Source organism: Bifidobacterium saguinibicoloris, from assembly GCF_019331725.1.
GTDB lineage: Bacteria > Actinomycetota > Actinomycetes > Actinomycetales > Bifidobacteriaceae > Bifidobacterium > Bifidobacterium saguinibicoloris.
Genome location: NZ_JAHBBF010000003.1, coordinates 39600 through 60550, shown reverse-complemented (window position 1 = coordinate 60550; position 20951 = coordinate 39600). Strand labels below are relative to the sequence as shown.

At 62.2% G+C, this 20951-nt stretch carries 15 protein-coding genes and 1 tRNA gene; 15 read left to right on the top strand and 1 reads right to left on the bottom strand.

The features are described 5' to 3' along the window. Nucleotides 1-98 precede the first annotated feature (98 nt). From eno to KIH78_RS03055, 5 genes are all read left to right on the top strand, one after another. A complete protein-coding gene (eno, locus tag KIH78_RS03075) occupies nt 99-1397 on the top strand; it encodes a phosphopyruvate hydratase (protein ID WP_214311266.1) in 1299 nt (432 codons plus the stop codon). Between the two features lie 103 nt (nt 1398-1500). Next, a complete protein-coding gene (locus KIH78_RS03070) occupies nt 1501-2076 on the top strand; it encodes an FtsB family cell division protein (protein ID WP_219131173.1) in 576 nt (191 codons plus the stop codon). Then, complete coding sequence (locus KIH78_RS03065; protein ID WP_219131172.1) at nt 2073-2627, top strand: DUF501 domain-containing protein; 555 nt, start codon at nt 2073-2075, stop codon at nt 2625-2627. Before KIH78_RS03070 ends, KIH78_RS03065 begins: the two co-directional genes overlap by 4 nt. A gap of 76 nt (nt 2628-2703) precedes the next feature. Further along, complete coding sequence (locus KIH78_RS03060; RefSeq protein WP_219131171.1) at nt 2704-3726, top strand: Ppx/GppA phosphatase family protein; 1023 nt, start codon at nt 2704-2706, stop codon at nt 3724-3726. A gap of 28 nt (nt 3727-3754) precedes the next feature. Beyond that, nucleotides 3755-3834, top strand: a tRNA-Leu gene (locus tag KIH78_RS03055). 237 nt (nt 3835-4071) lie between these two features. On the opposite strand, the gene KIH78_RS03050 is transcribed toward KIH78_RS03055, so the two are convergent. Continuing rightward, nucleotides 4072-4887 carry an HAD family hydrolase gene (locus tag KIH78_RS03050; protein WP_219131170.1) on the bottom strand — a complete coding sequence of 272 codons (816 nt, stop codon included), beginning with the start codon at nt 4885-4887 and terminating at the stop codon, nt 4072-4074. Nucleotides 4888-5091: 204 nt separating this feature from the next. Here KIH78_RS03050 and KIH78_RS03045 point away from each other — a divergent pair, with 204 nt between their 5' ends. The 10 genes from KIH78_RS03045 to KIH78_RS03000 all read left to right on the top strand — a co-directional run bounded on the left by KIH78_RS03045 (nt 5092) and on the right by KIH78_RS03000 (nt 20832). Beyond that, nucleotides 5092-5790 (top strand): GntR family transcriptional regulator, encoded by a 699-nt coding sequence (locus tag KIH78_RS03045; protein ID WP_214311252.1) that lies wholly within the window; start codon nt 5092-5094, stop codon nt 5788-5790. Nucleotides 5791-6041: 251 nt separating this feature from the next. Beyond that, nucleotides 6042-7403: a PTS sugar transporter subunit IIC gene (locus tag KIH78_RS03040; protein ID WP_163197497.1), complete on the top strand. Its 1362-nt coding sequence runs from the start codon at nt 6042-6044 to the stop codon at nt 7401-7403. Between the two features lie 169 nt (nt 7404-7572). Continuing rightward, nucleotides 7573-7872, top strand: coding sequence for a PTS sugar transporter subunit IIB (locus KIH78_RS03035; protein ID WP_033889655.1), 300 nt, complete (start codon nt 7573-7575; stop codon nt 7870-7872). Between the two features lie 55 nt (nt 7873-7927). Next, nucleotides 7928-8254: a PTS sugar transporter subunit IIA gene (locus KIH78_RS03030; RefSeq protein WP_033889656.1), complete on the top strand. Its 327-nt coding sequence runs from the start codon at nt 7928-7930 to the stop codon at nt 8252-8254. Nucleotides 8255-8285: 31 nt separating this feature from the next. After that, the gene (locus tag KIH78_RS03025; RefSeq protein ID WP_219131169.1) at nt 8286-9722 is read left to right on the top strand and encodes a 6-phospho-beta-glucosidase; all 1437 of its coding nucleotides are present in this window, start codon (nt 8286-8288) and stop codon (nt 9720-9722) included. Between the two features lie 20 nt (nt 9723-9742). Next, nucleotides 9743-10003 carry an HPr family phosphocarrier protein gene (locus KIH78_RS03020; RefSeq protein WP_214311248.1) on the top strand — a complete coding sequence of 87 codons (261 nt, stop codon included), beginning with the start codon at nt 9743-9745 and terminating at the stop codon, nt 10001-10003. Continuing rightward, nucleotides 10003-11628, top strand: coding sequence for a phosphoenolpyruvate--protein phosphotransferase (ptsP, locus tag KIH78_RS03015; protein ID WP_219131168.1), 1626 nt, complete (start codon nt 10003-10005; stop codon nt 11626-11628). Before KIH78_RS03020 ends, ptsP begins: the two co-directional genes overlap by 1 nt. A 99-nt stretch (nt 11629-11727) precedes the next feature. Continuing rightward, nucleotides 11728-13923 (top strand): SpaA isopeptide-forming pilin-related protein, encoded by a 2196-nt coding sequence (locus KIH78_RS03010; RefSeq protein WP_219131167.1) that lies wholly within the window; start codon nt 11728-11730, stop codon nt 13921-13923. Between the two features lie 117 nt (nt 13924-14040). After that, nucleotides 14041-14988, top strand: coding sequence for an ROK family glucokinase (locus KIH78_RS03005; RefSeq protein WP_219131166.1), 948 nt, complete (start codon nt 14041-14043; stop codon nt 14986-14988). Nucleotides 14989-15513: 525 nt separating this feature from the next. Next, entirely contained in the window at nt 15514-20832 is a 5319-nt protein-coding gene (locus KIH78_RS03000) for a carbohydrate-binding protein (protein ID WP_219131164.1), read from the top strand. The last annotated feature ends 119 nt before the right edge of the window (nt 20833-20951 follow it).

The following is a 20951-nucleotide window of genomic DNA, read 5'->3' as shown; positions in this document are numbered from 1 at the left end:
GAGCGCTCACAACACGCGTGCGGACGGTCTTGCGTGTAGTCCATCAATCACACTATCCTTGACAACGTCATCACAACCCAACGTTTGAAGGAGTAGTTGTGGCAGTAATTGAAAGCGTGTACGCGCGTCAGATTCTCGATTCCCGCGGCAACCCGACCGTCCAGGTCGTTCTGGACACCGAAGACGGCGCCCGTGGTCTGGGCCTGGTCCCGTCCGGCGCCTCCACCGGCGAGGCCGAGGCCTGGGAGCGTCGTGACGGCGACAAGTCCGTCTACGGCGGCAAGGGCGTCCTCAACGCGGTCAAGGCCGTCAACGAGGAGATCGCCCCGAAGGTCATCGGCATGGACGCTTCCGACCAGCGCGCCCTCGACGACCTGATGATCGAGCTCGACGGCACCCCGAACAAGGGCCGCCTCGGCGCCAACGCCATCCTGGGCGTCTCCCTGGCCGCCCTGTACGCCGCCGCCGAGTCCGCCGACGAGCCGCTGTACCGCTACATCGGCGGCACCAACGGCCACATCCTGCCGGTTCCGAACATGAACATCATGAACGGCGGCGCCCACGCGGACTTCGCCACCGACATCCAGGAGTACATGATCTCCCCGTACGGCTTCGACACCTACTCCGAGGCCCTGCAGGCCGGCGTCGAGGTCTACCACACCCTCAAGAACGTCCTGAAGAAGGAAGGCCTGAACACCGGCCTCGGCGACGAGGGCGGCTTCGCTCCGAAGATGAAGTCCAACAAGGACTCCCTGAACTACATCATGGACGCCATCTCCGCCGCCGGCTACGAGCCGGGCAAGCAGATCGGCATCTCCCTCGACGTCGCCTCCTCCGAGTTCTACAACAAGGAGACCGGCAAGTACCACTTCGAGGGCGACGAGCGTGACTCCCAGTACATGCTCGACTTCTACGAGCAGCTCATCGAGGAGTACCCGATCGTCTCCATCGAGGATCCGTTCAACGAGGAGGGCTGGGAAGACTGGACCGCCATCACCAAGCTGCTGGGCGACCGCCTGCAGTTCGTCGGCGACGATCTGCTCGTGACCAACCCGGCCCGCCTGGCCAAGGCCATCGAGCTCGGCGCCGCCAACTCCCTGCTGGTCAAGCTCAACCAGATCGGCACCGTCACCGAGACCCTCGACGCCATCGAGCTGGCCACCGCCAACGGCTACACCTCCATGGTCTCCCACCGCTCCGGCGAGACCCCGGACACCACCATCTCCGACCTGGCCGTCGCCAAGAACACCCGCCAGATCAAGACCGGTGCCCCGGCCCGTGGCGAGCGCGTCGCCAAGTACAACCGCCTGCTCGAGATCGAGGAGGAGCTCGGCTCCACCGCGAAGTACGCCGGCTACAGCGCCTTCAAGGCCTGCAAGAAGTACATCGGCAAGTGAGTCCGCTAGGCCATAGACCGTCCGGACCCTGCGCCGGCCGGCCGGCCTGACGATTCCGATACCCGCCGCGTTCCGTCGAACGCGGCGGGTATTTTGTTGTCCCATGAGCACACGGAACCGGGGTACGCGGACGGAAGACCGATCGTCGAGCACGAAGAGGCGCAGGCGCTCCGGCACCTCCGGACCCATCGCGTTCTTCATCTCCCTGTTCATCGTGGCCGTCGGGCTTATCCAACTCGTCTCCACGTTCAACACCTACGCCACCGACCTCGCCCACCTCAACAGCCTCAAACGCGAGGAGGCGGCGCTCGTCGCCAAGAAGCAGGACCTCGAGAACGACATCTCCCGCTGGGACGACAAGAACTACGTGGCCGCGCAGGCGCGCGAACGTCTCGGATTCGTGTTCCCCGGCGAGCAATCCGTCCACGTGCTCAACCCGCAGGCCGTCACCGGCGACGCCGACGGCGCCGAGACGCAGGACGCGCAGGACTCGCAGAACGACGACACGTCCAACCAGCTGCCTTGGTACAGTGAGCTTTCGTACGCCTTCAAGAAGGCCGACCAGCCCGTCAAGACGGGGGCCGGCGGCACCACGACGAAGAAGGGCACCACGCAGCAGGACGGCACCGCAGGCAGCGCCTCGGAGTCCGACGGCACCGACAAGGAAGGACAGCAGTGACCACCATCGACCCCGCAGCACTGGCGGAACGCATCCTCGCGCAACCGGCGAGCGAGGAGGACATCGCCATCGTCGAACGGCAGCTGGGACGATACCCGCGCGGCATCCTCGCCGTGGGGGCGCGCTGCGTGTGCGGCAGGCCCCTCGCCGTCGTCACGCGCCCCGTCCTGCCCGGCGGCGTCCCGTTCCCCACCACCTGCTACCTCACCAGCCCGGAGGCGGTCAAGGCCGCGTCCCACGTGGAGGCCGAAGGCGCCATGCGCGACTACACCGAACTCGTCGAACATGACGAGGACGTCAAGGCCGCGTATGGGCGCGCCCACGAGCTCTACCTCGCGTTCCGCCATGAGATCGCGGTCCGCGTCAAGGACTCCGAGGAGCACATCGAAGGCACCTCCGCCGGAGGCATGCCCGTACGCGTCAAATGCCTGCACGCGCTCATCGCCCAGTCGCTGGTGATGGGACCGGGCGCCAACCCCATCGGCGACATGGTCCTCGAGCGCGTCAAGGACGAATTCGATCCGGCCGTATGCCGGTGCACCGTGGCGTAGGACGCGCCGGAACGGTGCAGGGGCCGCGGACGGAGACCGTCCGGCAGGCAGGGAAACCAGACAAGGAGCCAACATCATGGGCAACACGGTGACCGTCGCGGGCGTGGACTGCGGCACCAACTCGATCCGACTCAAGATCGCACGCGTCGACGAACACGGCATGACCGAGATCGTGCCGCGCCAGCTGCGTGTCATCCGGCTCGGCCAGGACGTCGACAAGACCCACCGGTTCGCGTCGGAGGCGCTCGACCGCGCCTACGAGGCCGCGCGCGAATTCGCCGGCATACTCGCCGAGCATCCCGTCGACGGCATCCGGTTCGTCGCCACGTCCGCCACGCGCGACGCGGAGAACCGCGAGGAGTTCGAGGACGGCATCGAACGCATCCTCGGCGTCCGGCCCGAAGTCATCCCCGGCACCGAGGAGGCCGACCTGAGCTTCCTCGGCGCCACCAGCGTGGTGGACCGCGGCAGCCTGCCCGCCCCCTACCTCGTGGTGGACCTCGGCGGCGGCTCCACCGAACTCGTGCTCGGCGGCGACGGCGTGGACACGCCCGCCACCAAGGTGACGGCCGCATACTCCATGAACATCGGCTCCGTGCGTATGACCGAACGCCACCTCAGGCACGACCCGCCCACCGAGGAGGAGATCGCCGAGGCCGTCGCGGACATCGACGCGCACATCGACGAGGCGTTCCGCACCGTGCCCGCCGGCAGGACGCGCACCATCATCGGCGTGTCCGGCACCGTCACCACCATGACCGCCCTCGCCCTCGGCCTGACCGAATACGACCACACCGTCGTCGACGGCCACCGGCTGTCCATCGCCGAGGCCGTCGCCGTCGACGACCGGTTCCTCCGGATGACCCGCGAGGAGCGCCGCGCCTACAAGACCATCCATCCGGGCCGCATCGACGTGGTCGGCGGCGGCGCGCTCGTCTGGAACCGTGTGCTCGCCAAGGTGAGCGAAGCGGCGAAATGCACCCACGGCGGCGTCATCGACTCGTACGTGGCCAGCGAGCACGGTCTGCTCGACGGCATCGTCCTCGACTACGGCCGGCGCCTGCTCGCTGCGCGGGCCGGCGCGGAGTCCCGCGCATAGTACAATGGGACGGCCGGGCGACCGGCAGGCCCCCGTGGCGGAATCGGTAGACGCAGTCGACTTAAAATCGATCGCCAAGGCGTGCGGGTTCGAGTCCCGCCGGGGGCACTTCATCACCCGGCTTCACGAAATATCGTGGGCCGGGTTTTGTATTTTCGACGATAGGCGATGTTGCGATTGCGTTGGAATCATGCGGCTGTTGGGTGGCGGCCCGGGAGCGGCACGGGACGCGGCGCAGGAAGCGAAGACGGAGCGCATGGCTCGGGGCCGCGTTCCCACGCCGATGAAGGAGAGTATGTCGAACAGCCCCGCCTGGAGCATTCTCTCCTGAAGCGGGGTGGCGTGTTAGTGGAGTAGCCGGTGCAGTACCGCCGCGAGGCCGTTGTTGTCGACGTTTGGCGCGGTCATGTCGGCGACTGATTTGACGGCCTCGGTGCCGTTGCCCATCGCCACGCCGATGTCGGCGGTCTGGATCATCTCAAGGTCATTGTCACTGTCGCCGATGGCGATCGTGTCGGACAGTGGAACTCCGAGCCGTTGAGAGACTTTCATGAGCGCCGTGCCCTTGTCTACTCCGGGGATGAGGATCTCGCCGTTGTCGTCGCTGGAAGCGTTGATTGATCCGTGGATAATGGTCGCGTAGTCAGCGAGCTCGCGACGCACGTCTTCCACGGTAAGACTGCCGTTCTCGGGGACGTAGAACGTTCCTTTGCGGACTGGAGGTAGAGTGGCAGAATGGTCGGTGATGGTGTGCCAGGAGTCGCGCATCTGCGGATGTCGCAGCAGTTTGCGCCAGATGCCAAGCCGGTGCAGGTAGCGTTCGGTGGCGTGCATGCCGTCGGGGCAGTGCCAGGCATACGGCATGGAGTGCGCGATGAAGAACGAGGTCGCCGCGCGGACGGATTCAGCGGGCATGCGCTCGTCGATGATGGTCTCACCGTTGAGTTCGGCACATGCTCCGCCGTCGGATACGATGCCGTCGAACCCAAGTGCGAGCACCGGCGGATCGATGTCCAGCGCCGCACGGCCCGAACAGATGAACAGCCGGTGCCCGGCCTGTTGCGCTCGGCGGCACTCCTCTCGTGCGGAATCGGGAATGCGGTGGCTGCTGTCCAGCAGTGTGCCGTCGATATCTATGAACACTAGCGTGGGATTTCTCATGCGCGTACTCTCCTATGGAATGTCGACATCAGCGTCTGAACTGTAGTTGGTGTTCCTAAGAATAATTCATTCGAATGAATCATGCAATTGTGGGTGATGGATGTGTCTGTAATTCGAATGAATATGAGTCATGCGATAATATGGATTATATGTGCTGCGGCGATGTGGCGCGGCTGAATGATGCGATTTCGGAGGGCATGTCATATGAAGTACCGTGAACTGGCGAAGATTCTCAAGGTGGAGATCGACAAGGGCAAATACCGCGACACGGGAAAGCTGCCCACCGAGCCCGAGCTCATGGAGCGGTTCGGCGCGACCCGGTACTGCGTGCGTAACGCCATTGCCATGTTGGTCGAGCTTGGTGATGTGTATCCGGTGCAGGGCAGCGGCATGTTCGTCCGGGAGAACAGGCGTGAGGGCTGCCTCAATATCAACGGCACGAGAGGCATGACTTCGGAGTTTCCCGGCCATTCCGTGTCCTCCAAGCTGATCAAGCTGGAGCAGCGCGAGGCGGGCGCGGATTCCGCGCGCCTCAAGTGCGCCGTCGACGCCAAAGTCTATAGCGTCTCGCGCCTGCGTCTGTTGGATGACGAACCGTTCGCCATCGAGTACGCCCTGTATCTCAAGGAGTTCGTGCCGTATCTCAGCGAGGAGATCGCCAGTGGCTCCATTTACGCGTACATTCGCGAGGATCTGGGGCTGAGTACGGGATTTGCAGACAAGCTGATATACGCGCGAGAGCTGGATCATGGTCGGGCCGACCTTCTTGGCCTGTCGGCGGGGGATCCCGCCCTGGTGGTCGAGGACGACGCCTATCTGGCCAGCGGCCGCATGTTCAACGCCGGCACGGTCTACTACCACTATAAGAAGGCCACGTTTTTTAATTTCGCCGACCTGAAGTAGTCCCTTATATGCGTGAGGCGGCGTCGCCGGTGGTGGGAGGCGCCGCTTCACGGTATTCCCTCGGGGAGGCGACACGCCGTATCCAAAAATCATTCGAATGAATTTGACACAGACGAATGAAACTCGTATATTGTAGTCAAGTCATTCGGATTATGCCTATTCATTCGAATGACTTGATACTGAACAAGAGAAATCGGGCCGGCAACAAGGATGCCGGCCGGGGACATCAACCAGTCCAAAGGAGGACGAGAATGAAGGAGTTCGGCAACAAACTGCTCAACGGCTTCATGAAATTCGCGACGACCAAAGCGGTCACCGCTCTGAAGGACGGCTTCGTGCTCACGATGCCGGCCACCCTGGTGGGATCGCTGTTCCTGCTGCTCGCGAACCTGCCGTTCGAGGGCTACACGGACTTCATGAACAACCTGCTCACCGACAAATGGAACATCGGCCTGAACCAGGTGTCCGCCGGAACATTCAATATCCTGGCCGTCATCATCGCGGTCGGCATCGGCTACGCATACGCGCGCAACGAGAAGGAAGACGGCATCTCCTCCGGTCTGCTGGCCTTGGTCGCCTTCTTCATCCTCTCGCCGTCCTCGGTGAGCATCGACCACAGCACCGTCGACGCGATCAAGGAGGGCACCACCGCCTCCGTGTCCGGCGCGATCTCCACCTCATGGACCGGCGGCAACGGCGTGATCACCGCCATCATCGTCGGCCTGCTGTCCGGCCTGGTGTTCGTCAAGTGCATGAAGCACAACCTCAAGATCAAACTGCCCGACTCCGTGCCCGAAGGCGTGTCCAACGCGTTCTCCGCCATGATCCCCGGCTTCTTCGTGGTGCTCGGCTCCGCCGTCATCTACCACCTGTGCCAGCTGTTCGGCGGCGTGAGCTTCACCGAACTCATCTTCAAGATCCTGCAGACCCCGATGCAGAACCTCACCGACAACTGGGCCGGCGCGATCATCATCACCCTGCTCATCTCAATCCTCTTCTGGTGCGGCATCCACGGCCCGAACGTCGTCATGGGCATCATGGCCCCGCTGCTGACCGCCAACTCCGTGGCCAACCAGGCCCTCATGGATGCCGGCAAGGCCGTGACCACCGCCGACGGCGGCCACATCCTCACCCCGCAGATCGTCGACTGCTTCGTCAAGTTCGGCGGCACCGGCATCACCCTCGGCCTGCTCATCGCCGGCCTGATCGTGGCCAAGTCCAGCCAGATGAAGGAAATGTCGAAGCTGTCCGTCGTGCCCGGCCTGTTCAACATCAACGAGCCGGTTATCTTCGGCCTGCCGATCGTGTTCAACCCGTTCTTCCTGATCCCGTTCATCGTCGTCCCGCTGATCGCCATGATCATCACCTACGGCGCGATGTACATCGGCTTCCTGCCCCCGTTCGGCGCCGTCCAGGTGCCGTGGACCACCCCGGTGATCATCTCCGGCTTCCTGCTGGGCGGCTGGAAGGCCGCGCTCATCCAGCTCATCATCCTCGTGATCTCCGTGGTCGTCTACCTGCCGTTCGTCAAGAAGCAGGACCAGGCGTGGGTCGCCGAACAGGCCGCCAACGACGCCGACATCGAGACTGCCGCCGCCGCGGCCAAGGCCTGAGCCGCCGCACCGAACGGCCCGACTCTTCCGATCGGCAATGATCGGATGACATGGGAGCCCGGTACGAGCAACCACCCTTGCCGGGCTCCCTCCTTATCAACACTTAAATAACACCCATAACAACCAACCGCCCCACGATCGGTATGGGGCCCACTGAAAGGAAAACACCATGAAGATCGTACTGTGCTGCAACGCCGGAATGTCCACCAGCATGCTGGTCAAGAAGATGCGCGCCGCCGCCGAGGCCAAGGGCATCGAGGCCGAGATCGACGCCTACCCGATCTCCGAGGTCGAGGAGAAGGCCGCGAACGCCGACGCCGTGCTGCTCGGCCCGCAGGTACGCTACGAGCTCGACCACGTCAAGAAGCTACTGCCCGGCAAGCCGGTCGAGGCCATCAACCCGCAGGACTACGGCATGGTGCGCGGCGACAAGGTGCTCGACCACGCCATTGCCATCGCCTCCAAGTAACCGACACCAAACAGACAGACAACACAACCAAACGAACGAACCAAGGGTGGTAACAATGGCAGAAGACAACAAGGACTTCGACTGGGAGACCCTCTGCTTCCAGATGATCACGGCCGCGGGAAGCGCCAAATCCGACTACATCGAAGCATTGCAGGCGGCCAAGGCCGGCAAATACGACAAGGCCGATGAGCTCATCAAGAGCGGCGACCAGAGCTTCGCGACCGGCCACGACCTGCACACCAACCTCGTGCAGCGCGAGGCATCCGGCGAGAAGATCGAGGTCAGCCTGCTCATGACGCACGTCGAGGACCAGATGATGGCCGCGGAGACCGTCAAACTGCTGGTCAACGAGCTCATCGCGCTGTACAAGAAGATCAACTGACCCATACGACTATCAGGAAAAGGAACACAACATGGGTTTCCCAAGCAACTTTCTGTGGGGCGGCGCAGTGGCCGCCCACCAGCTCGAAGGTGCATGGAACGAAGACGGCAAGGGCGTGTCCATCGCCGACGTGATGACCGCGGGCGCGCACGGCGTGCCCCGACAAATCACCGATAGCGTCGAGACCGGCAAGATCTACCCGAACCACTGGGGCAACGACTACTACCACCGCTTCCGCGGCGACGACTCGTTGTTCCAGGAGATGGGCTTCAAATGCTTCCGCACCTCCATCGCCTGGTCGCGCATCTTCCCTAACGGCGAGGAGGACGAGCCCAACGAGGCCGGACTGAAGTTCTACGACGACCTGTTCGACGACCTCAAGGCCAAGGGCATGGAGCCAGTAGTGACGCTCTCCCACTTCGAGATGCCGTTGAACCTGAGCCTTAAATACGGCGGGTTCACTGATCGCAGGCTCATCGACCTGTTCGTCAAGTTCGCGCTCACCGTCATGGAACGGTACAAGAACAAGGTGAAGTACTGGCTGACCTTCAACGAGGTCAACAACCAGATGAACCTCGACAACCCGATTTTCGCCTACACCGACTCCGGTATCCGGTTCTCCGAGACGGACACAATCCATGACCGCAAACGCAAGGTCTGGCAGGCCGTGCACAACGAGTTCGTCGCCAGCGCCTTGGTCGTCAAGCGCGGCCACGAGATCAACCCCGACTTCCGGATCGGATGCATGCTGGCCATCGTGCCGATCTACCCGGCCACCTGCAACCCCGATGACGTGATGCGCGCCGAAGTCGCCATGCGCGACCGGCTCGTGTTCGGCGACGTGTACGTCAACGGCGAATACCCGAACTACGCAAGGAACATGTGGGCCCGCGAGGACATCACCCCTCACATGGAGCCGGGAGACGAGAAGGCCATCGCCGAAGGCACGGTCGACTTCATCTCCATCAGCTATTACATGTCGATGGCCTTGTCCGCCGACGACTCCACCCCCGGCGACTTCGACTCCGGCATCGCCGGCGTGGTGCGCAACACGTACATCCCCGCCACCAAATGGGGCTGGCAGATCGACCCCGTCGGCCTGCGCTACGCGCTGAGCGTCCTGTATGAACGCTACCGCAAGCCGATCTTCATCGTGGAGAACGGCTACGGCGCATACGACACCGTCAACCCGGATGGCACCATCGACGACGACGACCGCATCGACTACCTGCGCGCCCACATCGAACAGGTCGGCAAGGCCATCGACCTCGACGGCGTGGAGGTCATGGGCTACACCGTGTGGGGCTGCATCGACGTGGTCAGCTTCGGCACCGGCGAATTCAAGAAACGCTACGGATTGATCTACGTCGACGCCGACGACGAAGGCCATGGCACCTTCGAACGCCGCCGCAAGAAATCCTTCGGCTGGTACCAGAAGGTCATCGCCACCAACGGCGAACAACTATAAAACGCATAAGGAGCAATATCATGTCTCAGGAATTCACGTTTACCGTATCCGACCCCGAGGGCATGCACGCCCGCCCCGCAGGCTTGCTGGTCGCCAAGGCCCAGGAATACCAGTCGAGCATCATCGTCGCCCGTAACGGCAAGTCCGTGGACGCCAAGCGCATCTTCGGCGTCATGGGACTCGGCGTCAAGCAGGGCGACGAGGTCACCGTCAAGGTGCAGGGCAACGACGAGGTCAAGGCCGCCGCCGAATTCGAGCGGTTCCTCAAGGCGAACCTGTGATGAGAACGATACAAGGCACCGGCGTCTCCTCCGGCATCGCCATCGGCGCGATCCGCGTGCTCGACACCGTCGACCACACCGTGGAACGCCGCGTGGTCGACGACCCGAAGGTCGAAGTGGAACGCTTCCGTGCGGCCCGCGACACGGCCGTCAACCAGCTCAAGCAGCTGCGCAACAGGACCGCCGCCGAATTCGGCGAAGGCAAGGCCGAACTGTTCGACACCCACCAGCTCATGCTCCAGGACCCGGACTACGTGGAAAGCATCGAGGACCTGATCACATCAAGCAAGGTGAACGCCGAGTTCGCGGTCAACAGCACCGCCGAACAGTTCGCCGCCATGTTCGCCGCGATGGACAACTCCTACATGCAGGCGCGCGCTGCCGACGTCAAGGATGTTTCCCGCCGCGTGATCAACGTGCTCGAAGGACGTCGCGGCGGCACCGCGGCAGACACAGACGGCGATAGCCACATCATCATCGCCGAGGACCTGGCCCCCAGCGAGACCGTGCAGCTCGACCGTGCCAAGGTTTTGGGCTTCGTGACCGCCAAGGGCTCAGCGAACTCGCACACCGCGATTCTGGCCCGCACGATGGGTCTGCCCGCCATCATCGGCATCGGCGACGCCTTCGACCCGGACGACGACGGCCACACCGCCGTGATTGACGGTACCAGCGGCCTGGTGTTCATCGACCCGGACGAAGCCACGCTGACCGAATACCGAGACAAGAAAGCCAAGTACGAGGAACACCTGCGCCTCCTGCAGGAACTCAAGGGCAAGCCCACCGAAACCAAGTCCGGCCAGCGGGTTCGCCTGTACGCCAACATCGGCCGCCCCTCGGATGTGACCGCCGTATTGGCCAACGACGCCGAGGGCATCGGCCTGTTCCGCAGCGAGTTCCTGTATCTGGAGAGCGAGGACTACCCGACCGAGGAGTTCCAGTTCGAGGCGTACCGGGAAGTCGCGCAGAAGATGGGCGACCGGCTCGTCGTCATCCGCACGCTCGACATCGGCGCGGACAAGCAGGTCGGCTATTTCAACCTGGAGCACGAGGACAACCCGGCCCTCGGCTACCGCGCCATCCGCATCTGCCTGACCCGTCCGGAGATCTTCAAGGTCCAGCTGCGCGCCCTGCTGCGAGCCTCGGTGTACGGCAACATCGCCATCATGCTGCCCATGATCACCTCGGTCCAAGAAGTGCGCGACGCCAAGAAGATTCTCGCCGAGGTCAAGAGCGAGCTGCGCGGCGAGCACGTCGACTTCAACGAGCACATTCAGGTCGGCATCATGATCGAGACGCCTGCCTCGGTCATCATGGCCGACGAACTGGCCGCCGAGGTCGACTTCTTCTCCATCGGCACCAATGACCTGACCCAGTACACGCTGGCCTGCGACCGGCAGAACCCGAACCTCGGACGGTTCGCCGACCCGCACTCGCCCGCCGTGCTGCGCATGATCCGCATGGCCACCGAGGCCGCGCATCGTCACGGCATCTGGTGCGGCATCTGCGGCGAACTCGGCGCGGACCTGGAACTGACCGACACGTTCCTCGAAATCGGACTCGACGAACTGTCCGTCTCGCCCACCAGCGTCCTACCCCTGCGCAACGCCATCCGCAACTACTGAGCATCAATACTGGTCAGCATATTAGGGCCGCCAAAGGAACGCGGGACGGACGGACTATGTGCCGCCGCCCCGCGTTTTGCATATAAGGAAATTCTGACAATGCGAACAAAGACAACAGCATACGGCATCGCCGGAGCCATAGCGCTGGCGTTGCTGGCTGGAAGCACGACTTGCATCGCCCACGCCGATTCGAAGCCAGCGGATGCAGCCCCATCCACCGATTCCAACGTGGCCACCTACGCGGGCAACGACATGATCATCGGAGGAACACAGGATTCATCAGGCAAACCGGCCATGGGGTACGCCGCCGAGGCCGAAGGACTCACGGTAGTGAACAGGAACCTGTATGCCAATTCCGGCAACGCCTGGGGCTTCACCCTGGGAGAAGTGGCACTCGGCTCCGGCGTGGCACCGGAACGCAATGCCACCGTCATCGCCGTCGGCGGAGACTCCAAGGCATGGTCCACGCCGTTGCAGTCGATCGGCAATGGCCAATACGGCGGAGAAAACCCGGACATACTCGAACCGATGGAGCCTTGGTACCAGAGGCAGCCGTCATTGCGCGTCTCCCTGGACTCGGACCAGCAACCCGTCGTACCCGGCACGCAGGTCACGAAAAGCGGCGCGCCGTTGACGGTGAACGGCATCGACTACACCAATTTCAATCCTTCCGCGATGTCGGAGGATTATGCCCAGTGGAAGTCCACGGACAGCTCCACGGTGACTAAGGTTAATGGCGCGAACGTTTCCCCAGCCCCCGTCGATAACGCCTACGCGGTCTACGGCTACGACGAGCCGCGCGACGGGGACGAATCATGGACCGGCAATAATGGCGCACAGCGTCGCAAGACCACTTTGAAGCTCGACAAGGAGATGAACGTCACCCTCACCGGGGACGGCACTTCCCGCCAGCAAGTGTTCGAAATCGATTGGACGTCCATCCTCGCCGCATTCGCAAACGGCGGCTACACCGGCATCGACTTCACCTTCCGCAACATCCCGGACAGCGCCTCGGTGCTGGTGAACGCCAAGGACGCCACGGCGGCGACCATACCGGTCGGCTGGCGCGTGTGGTGGAACAACGGCACCGATCCCAAGAATGATGTGCAGGTGGCGGAACAATACTGGAACGATGATTCCGTGACTCCCAATCACGCGGCCCTACGCCACGCGGCATCAAGCGTGATGTGGAACTTCAAGGACGGTGTGACATTGTCCAACAGCGGCACCGTCAATACCGTTGAAGGAAAAGCCATCACCGGCGACGCCGCCGCCGGCTGGATCGGCAGCATCATCACGCCGGAAACCATCACCGCCCAAGTGACGACCAACGGACGCATGTACGCGGGGCGGGATATCTTCCTGTATCAGCCGGTGGCCAGTGAAACCGGCCTCGGCCTGGAACGCCACAACTACCCTTGGAACGGCGACCAGGCCACCGCTCCGAAAGGCGACGGCACCCTGACCTGGACGAAAGTAGGCTCCGATAATGAGAGCAAGCCACTCGCCGGCTCGCAATGGCAATTGACGGCGGACAACAACTACAGCCAGACCATCGACGACAACACCGGCGAGACCGGCTACCGGGGATTGGACGGCAACCCGCATCCGGGCGAGTTCACCGTGGAACATCTGGCATACGGCACCTACACGCTGAAAGAGACCAAAGCCCCCGACGGCTATGAGCTGAACGATGCAAGCTATAGCGTCACGATTACCGCGAACGCCAAGAGCCCGGTGTTCAACAATGGCGAAGCCATCGTGAACCAGCAGACGCCGCCCCCGGCCCCGCCAACGCCGGCGACCTTCACCCTCAAGGCGACGAAACGATTCGTTGACGCCGACGGCAATCCCATAGCGCTGCAGGAGGGACGGTTCTCGTTCCAGCTCAAGGACAAGGACGGCCAGGTCGTCAGCACCGCGAAAAACACCGCCGACGGGTCGGTGACCTTTGATGCGCTCACATTCGACAAGACAGGTGTTTATACCTACACGGTTTGCGAGGTCAACGATGCGCAGCAGGGCGTGGAATACGATCCCAACACCCACCATGTCATCGTGACCGTCACGGAAACCGCAGACGGACGCGAACTGAACGCGACAATCACGCTCGACGGCTCGAACTACACGGACGATTCGCTGACATTCCGCAACAAGCGGACCCCGACGGTGGCCGCCCTGCCCCTCACCGGTTCGGTGACTGGCATGAGCATGCTGGCAGCGTCGACACTGTTCGCCGTCGCCTCCGGACTCATGCTGCTGGCGACAATCCTCCGCAGCAGAAAGACGCGATGATTCGCATTCGGGATGCCGTACCGGCACGCACGAGAGACGAGAACGGGACGTCCGGGCGGCATACGCGCCCCGACCACAGTTTTCACAACCAACGAACACCACAAGGAGACAAACAACATGGAAACGCTCGGCATTGATATCGGCGGCACAAAGATCGCCGGAGGCATCTGCGACGAGGAAGGCAACATCCGCTGCCTGCAGCGCGTGCCCACACCGGAGGATGCCGCCGACATCAACGCCGTCGTGGCCGACATCTACCAACGGTGCAAAAACGAGGGCGACATCAGGTCCATCGGCATCTCGGCTGCCGGCAACGTGGCATCCGACCGACGCACCGTCAGCTTCGCGGCGAACCTGCCGGCATGGAACCAGTACCCGCTTGCTGATGCCATCGAAGATTTGATCGGAGACGGGGTCAAGGTGGTCGTCGAGAACGACGCCAACGCCGCCGGATGGGGAGAATACCGCTTCGGCGCCGGCCGTGACTCCCAGGACATGATCATGATCACCGTGGGCACCGGTGTCGGCGGCGCCATCATCGTCGACGGCCACCTAGCCAGGGGCGCGTTCGGCATGGCCGGTGAGATCGGCCACATGGTCATGGTCCCCGACGGCGAAGCCTGCGGATGCGGCCTGTTCGGTTGCGCGGAGCAATACGCCTCCGGTTCGGCGTTGGAACGGTTCGCATGGTCGGCCGCCAGGCGCCTACCTAACCAATCACAGCACCTGCTCGAAGCATGCGAATACGACCGCAGCAAACTCATCGGCCCCATGGTGCGTGATGCCGCCCAACAGGGGGACCCCACCGCCACCGAAGCGTTCGAACGCCTAGGCGACTGGCTCGGCCGGCTCATGGCCAACCTGTCTGCCGTGCTGGATCCCGACACCTTCGTCATCGGCGGAGGCGTGGCCGAAGTCGGCAGCATGCTGCTCGGCCCCGCCAGCACCGCATTCAACCGATGCCTACAGGCCAGCATGTACCGCCAGCACGCCAACATCCTGGAAGCCAAGGCCGGCGGCAAGGCAGGCATTATCGGAGCTGCCGATCTGGCGAGAGTCGACTAGATGACCAATACTCACGGGAACCGTTTTCGGCCGGTACTCTACGATAAGCGTGGAGTACCGGCCGTCTTCATATCCGCAGCCACGACGGTTGTTGTACTCGTGACCTGTATTGTCGGTGCCTGGCATTCCGCGACGCAAACGACCGCGCAACTGCAGTGCCTGCTGTGAAATATTGTCAGTCGCTTGCGTGACATCCGCCCAAATTTCATTCGAATGAATTTTGACTTTCCGGTCGCTTTGCGATAAAGTGGCACTATTCATGCGAATGTTTTAATTTCATGCGCATGAAAGGCGTGTCATAGTGAGACGACGAAACGCATCCGCACATTGGAGTGTTTCAACGGCGACGTGTTCGTGACTCGCAATGGAAAACAGGAAGTTCGAAGGAGAATGATGAAACAACGAAGGCGAATCGGCCTCGCATTGACGGGACTTGCGGTCTCGATGGCCATGCTGGTCCCAATGAATGCCGCGTTGGCGGCCGATACTGGCATCGTCATCCGTAACAGCGGAGTCCAGGTCACGATGTCCTCGACGGAACACTCGCAGGAGTCAGGCTGGTTCTGGAACCTGACGGATAAGAACGCATCCAAACCCAACTGGACAGTCAGCAATGCAGTATCGGCCAAGGATGCCATCGACCTGACCAACGTCACCGATACCACCGATGAGAACATCACCGACATCTCAGTGGACGACACGAAAACCTATCAGACCATCACCGGCATCGGTACCTCCGTGGATGGTTCCACCGTGGGCAACTGGTGGAAAATGAGCGAATCCAGGCGCGCTGAATTCATCAGGACGCTGCTCGACCCGGTCAACGGCATGGGGCTGACCTCGTTCCGACTGACTATCGGCGCCGCCGACTTTACCGACAAGAACTTCTACACCTACTACGACGCCCCGAATGCCACATTGAACGGCGCGGAACCCAATTGGGACGGCGATGGTATCACTGGATTCAGTATTCAGAAGGACCGTGACGAACACATCATCGACTTCGTGCATGCGCTCCAATCCGAAGCCAAGAACCTCGGCGTCGACATCAGCTTCTTCGCCTCACCGTGGAGCCCGCCAGGGTGGATGAAGACCCCGACCAGCTCCAGCGCATCCTATGCGGACAATGATCTGCTGCTCAAGGGTGGTGACTTCAACAGCGACTACACCGACGACTATGCCAAGTACCTGGTGCGTTACATTGAGGAATACCAGAAGGAAGGTATCCCAGTCTCTGCGCTTACATTGCAGAACGAGCCCCTGTTGGGAATCGACTACCCCAGTTGCCACATGACCGGTATGCAGGAAGCCAAGCTCGCCACCGCCATCAAAAGACAGCTCGCCGCCAGCACTGTGTTGAATGATAGTGAGAAACAGGTTCAGGTCTGGGCGTTCGACCACAACTTCGACGGCGCAGACTCCTACGTGAGCGAGATGAAGCAAAGTCCCGAGGACTGGGCCAACGTGGACGGCATAGCCTTCCATCCTTACGGCGGCAACCCCAGCACGATGGGAGCACTGAGCCAGGCCAACCCGGACAAGTCCATCCACCTGACTGAACGCTCCTGGTGGGGCACCACCGGTGCGAACTGGATGGTCGACTGGTTCCGCAACGGCTCGCAGAGCTACAACAGCTGGGTCTCCATGCTCGACAGCGAAGGTAAGACCCATCATTGGGTCGGGACTCCCGATCCCACCACATTCGTGCAGAACGCGAAGAACCCCGATGACGTGATCAACACGCCCGAAGTGAACCTTATCAGCCAGTTCGGCCGGTACATCCGCCCGGGAGACGTGCGCGTGGACAGTATGGCCGGCTCCCCGGACACGCTCACCAATGTGGCGTTCAAGAACCCCAAGACCGGTGAGGTCTCCATGGTGGTCGTCAACCGAACCGACAAGGAACAGAAATTCAAGGTCGTCAACAATGGTGCACAGTTCGTGTCCAGCGTGCCGGCCAAGAACGTCGCCACCTACCGGTGGCAGCCCATCGACCAGACCAAAGTGAAGGACGTGACCGCCGACCTGACCTTGGCCGACGCCACCCTCGACGGCGCCGGCACCAAAAACGACACCGCCATCACCGGGCTCGACAAAACCAGCACCGTGGAATACCTGGTGAACGTGCGCAGAGCCGGCACTTACAAGGTGGTGTACGCCCTCTCCGCCGCGAGCGGTTCTACACGCAACGCGCCAGTCATGCTGTCCTCTGGCGGCAACGAACTCGGCACGGCGCACTACTCGTCCGACAACGCCGCCATCTCCACCGCCCAGACCACGGTGACACTCGGCAAGGGCATCCAGATTCTACGCGTGGCCTTCCCTGAAGGCGGCGTGAACTATGCCGGCATCGCCTTCACCAAGACACAGGACACCGTAAGCATTCCCGGACGACTCGACGCGACGAACTACACCGATCGTGACGGAGTCCGCATCGCCGACGGCAAGGCCGTTGCGATAGCCGATGGCGATCATCTCGATTACGCAGTGAACGTGCAGAAGACCGACACCTATGACGTCATGGTCAGCGGCACCGGCGTGAACGTTTCAGGGAACGATGCAGAAGCCGTCCCCGATGCGGGCGATGCCGGCGCGGACTCCAAGACCGAGACAGGCGGCGATTCCACCCGGCAAGAATCCGGTGACGGAACGCCTGATGAGGATTCATCGAAGAACGGCACGAACCAGAAAGGCGGCAACGCCGCCAATCCCGCCGAGCCTTACATGGACGATGAGTCTGAAGAACCGTCGCGCGACAACGGCTCCACCGTTCACGAATCCGCATACGTCACCACAACCACGGACGTGGTCACCGGGCATGTACGTACCGTAGCCGACACCAACACGGCCGACGTGAGCCTGTACTCCGTGGACGGTAATGGCACGGAGACCAAGCTCGGCGACTACGCCTACGGGACAAAGGCCGCTGTCCAGCTCGCCAAGGGCACCGCCGCCCTGCGCATCAAGCTCGACCGCGCCGCGCAATCGTTCTCGGCGATGGTCATCGGCAACGCCATCACGGCCGAACAGGAGCAACTGACCGAAGGATCGCTCACCGGCAAAAGCGTCACCCTTACACTGGCCGACGGCCAATTCGTCCAGACGTTTGATCCCGCGAAGTGGACGTTCGACAACGCGCCCCACGGCATCGCATACACCGTCGATCGCGTAAACGATACCACGGCGCGCGTCACCTTCACCACGGAATCGGACGTCGACTTCGATAGCGACATGACCGCCATGATGAACGTGGATGCCAGCCAGTACTCCGGTAAGGCAGGCACCGCAATCAGTGTGCCGGTCACGTTCACCGCAGTGAACGATCCCGAATCGCTCTCCGCAGGCGAGATCGGCTACCAGGCCAAATCCGTGGACGTGACCATCACGGGAGGCACCTTCAACGACCACGTCGCCGACGACGGTGTGGTCTCGCTCACCGGCGATATCGCCGCATACGCGACGCTGACAAAAGCCGAACGCAAAGACGCCCACACCATCACCCTTACCCTCGACTGGACCGGGAAAACGCTGTACGGCAGCACCGCCGGCAGCTTGACGGTCGCAGCGAACGGATACGACGACAGCGACGGCCAAGGCGCTTTGTCCGCCGATCTGACCTTCAACGGCACCAACGACATGCCCTCCGGCATTACGGTCGGCGAGCAGGAGGTGACGCTTGGCGGCGAGAACGCCAAGCCATATCGCGGCGTCGAATCGCTGAGCGACAAGCAGAAGAAAGGCGACTATCAGGACTACTACCTGAACGTGACCGAGGAAGGCGACTACACCATCACCTTCGGAGTATGGGACAACGGCGCCGTACCGAACGCCATCAAACTCTCCGGAGGCACCGGTTTCGCCACCGACAACCTCGCCAGCATCTCGCTGCCGAACATGTACAACGGCACCGGCGAATACAAAACGGGCCTGCACCTCAAGGCGGGCGGACAGACGCTGCGCTTCGAGCTCAACGCCGAAGGCGCGAGCCTATGGAACATCCGCATCGCCAAAGCAAACGCGGTGAAGACGAACGCCGATTCCCCGGCTACACTGGCACCCTCAGATGTCATCAACGGTTCCACCGACAAGGCATGGGCCATCCAAGGCTCCAACCCGAGCAACATCGGATGGGGCGAGGTCGACTCCTATCAGGATTACCTGGTGAACGTCGCCAAGACCGGCACGTACGTCATCACCCTCGACGCGGCCACCGGATCCGACGGCGCCGTTGCACACATCCAAACAATCGACGGCTCCACGGCAACCGATCTAACGCAGCTCAACGTGCCGAATACCGGCTGGGACAATTACAAGACGCAGACCGCCACCGTGCAGCTGACCCAGGGCGAACACCGCATCCGCGTGCTCACCAAGGGGACCAGTCTCAACTACCGCAGCCTGAAGCTCACCCTGTCCAAGGCGATAACGCCCATCGCCGTCGGTGGTGACACCGTCTCCCTGAACGAAGACAAGACCTCTGACTCCAACGGTAGCCTCAGCAACAACCAGAAGAACGGCAACTACGCGGAATACACGCTGAACGTCGCCGAGGAAGGCGACTATACGCTGACCTACGGCTTCTGGGTGAACGCCAAAGCCGTGCCGAACGCGATCAGGATCTCCGGCTCCGGATTGGAACCGGTATCGGTGAGCTTGCCGAACACCTGGGATGTGGCGAACACCGGAGAAAGACGTACGCGGATCCGCCTCGTCGCAGGCGAGCAGACGCTGCGCGTGGCACTGACCGCCGATGACGCCAGCATCTGGGATCTGCGACTCACCAAAGTCCATGCCACGGACGTCGGCACTGCAACCGGAACCTCCGGCCAGGTGAGACTCGCCACCGATGCGATCATTGGCGGCTCCGACGACAAGGCCTGGGGTCTGCAAGGAACCGGCAGTACGCGTAACGTCGGATGGGGCGAGGAAAATTCCTACCAAGAGTTCTCCATCAACGCCAAGCAGGGTGGAACCTACCAGTTCAGCCTCAACGCCGCCACCAACGACCAGAGCGCATCGACCGTGATCGAAGAGGTCGCAGCGGACGGCACAATCACCGAACTGGCCGCGCTGGACGTGCCCCAATACGGCTGGGACAGCTACGCCACCACCGGCCTGAAGAAAATCCCACTCACCGCAGGCGAACATCTGCTTCGCATCGTGGCCAAAGGAGGCGCGGTCAACTACCGGTACGTCAATCTCACGCTCCAAAGCGCAGACCAACCCACGCCGCCGACAGTGGACAAGACCCAGCTCAACAAGCTGATCGAACAGGCTCAGAACCGTAAGCCCGCAGACGGTAAGCAGTTCACCGCCGAATCGAAGGCCGCACTGGATGAAGCACTATCCAACGCGCTCAAAGTCTCCGCCGACGGCACGGCCACCCAGCAGACCGTTGACGACGCGGCACGGGTATTGCAGTCCGCGCTCGACGGACTGAAGGAGGAGGACAAGCCCACCAAGCCGACCGTCGACAAGTCCGCGCTCGAAGCACTGGTCGAAAAGGCCGAATCGCTGAAGCCAGATGACGGCAAGCGTTTCACCGCCGCGTCAAAGACGAACCTCGATAAGGCTATTGCCGCCGCGAAGTCCATCCTTGACTCGGATAACGCCACAAAGGAACAGGTCGAGGCAGCAAAATCCGCCCTCCAACAGGCCATCGACGGGCTGGAACAGGAAGTCATTCCGTCCAGCGGCAACGGTGCGTCCTCGGATCGCAAGACGAACACAACGCTGAGCAAGACTGGCGCGGCCATCGGTGTCGCCTTGGCCGTCGCCCTCGTACTCGTTTGCGGTGGCGTGACGCTTCTGCTAGCCAAGCGCGCCCGCAGCCGCCGTCGCTGATAGGGGAACGGGCGCCCGGAGGCCTGTAAGAATGCAGGTCTCCGGGCGTTCCCTTCAGCCGCGGCCATGAGCCGCATCCAAACTCGATATGAATATCCAAACGTTCTATAGATAAGGAA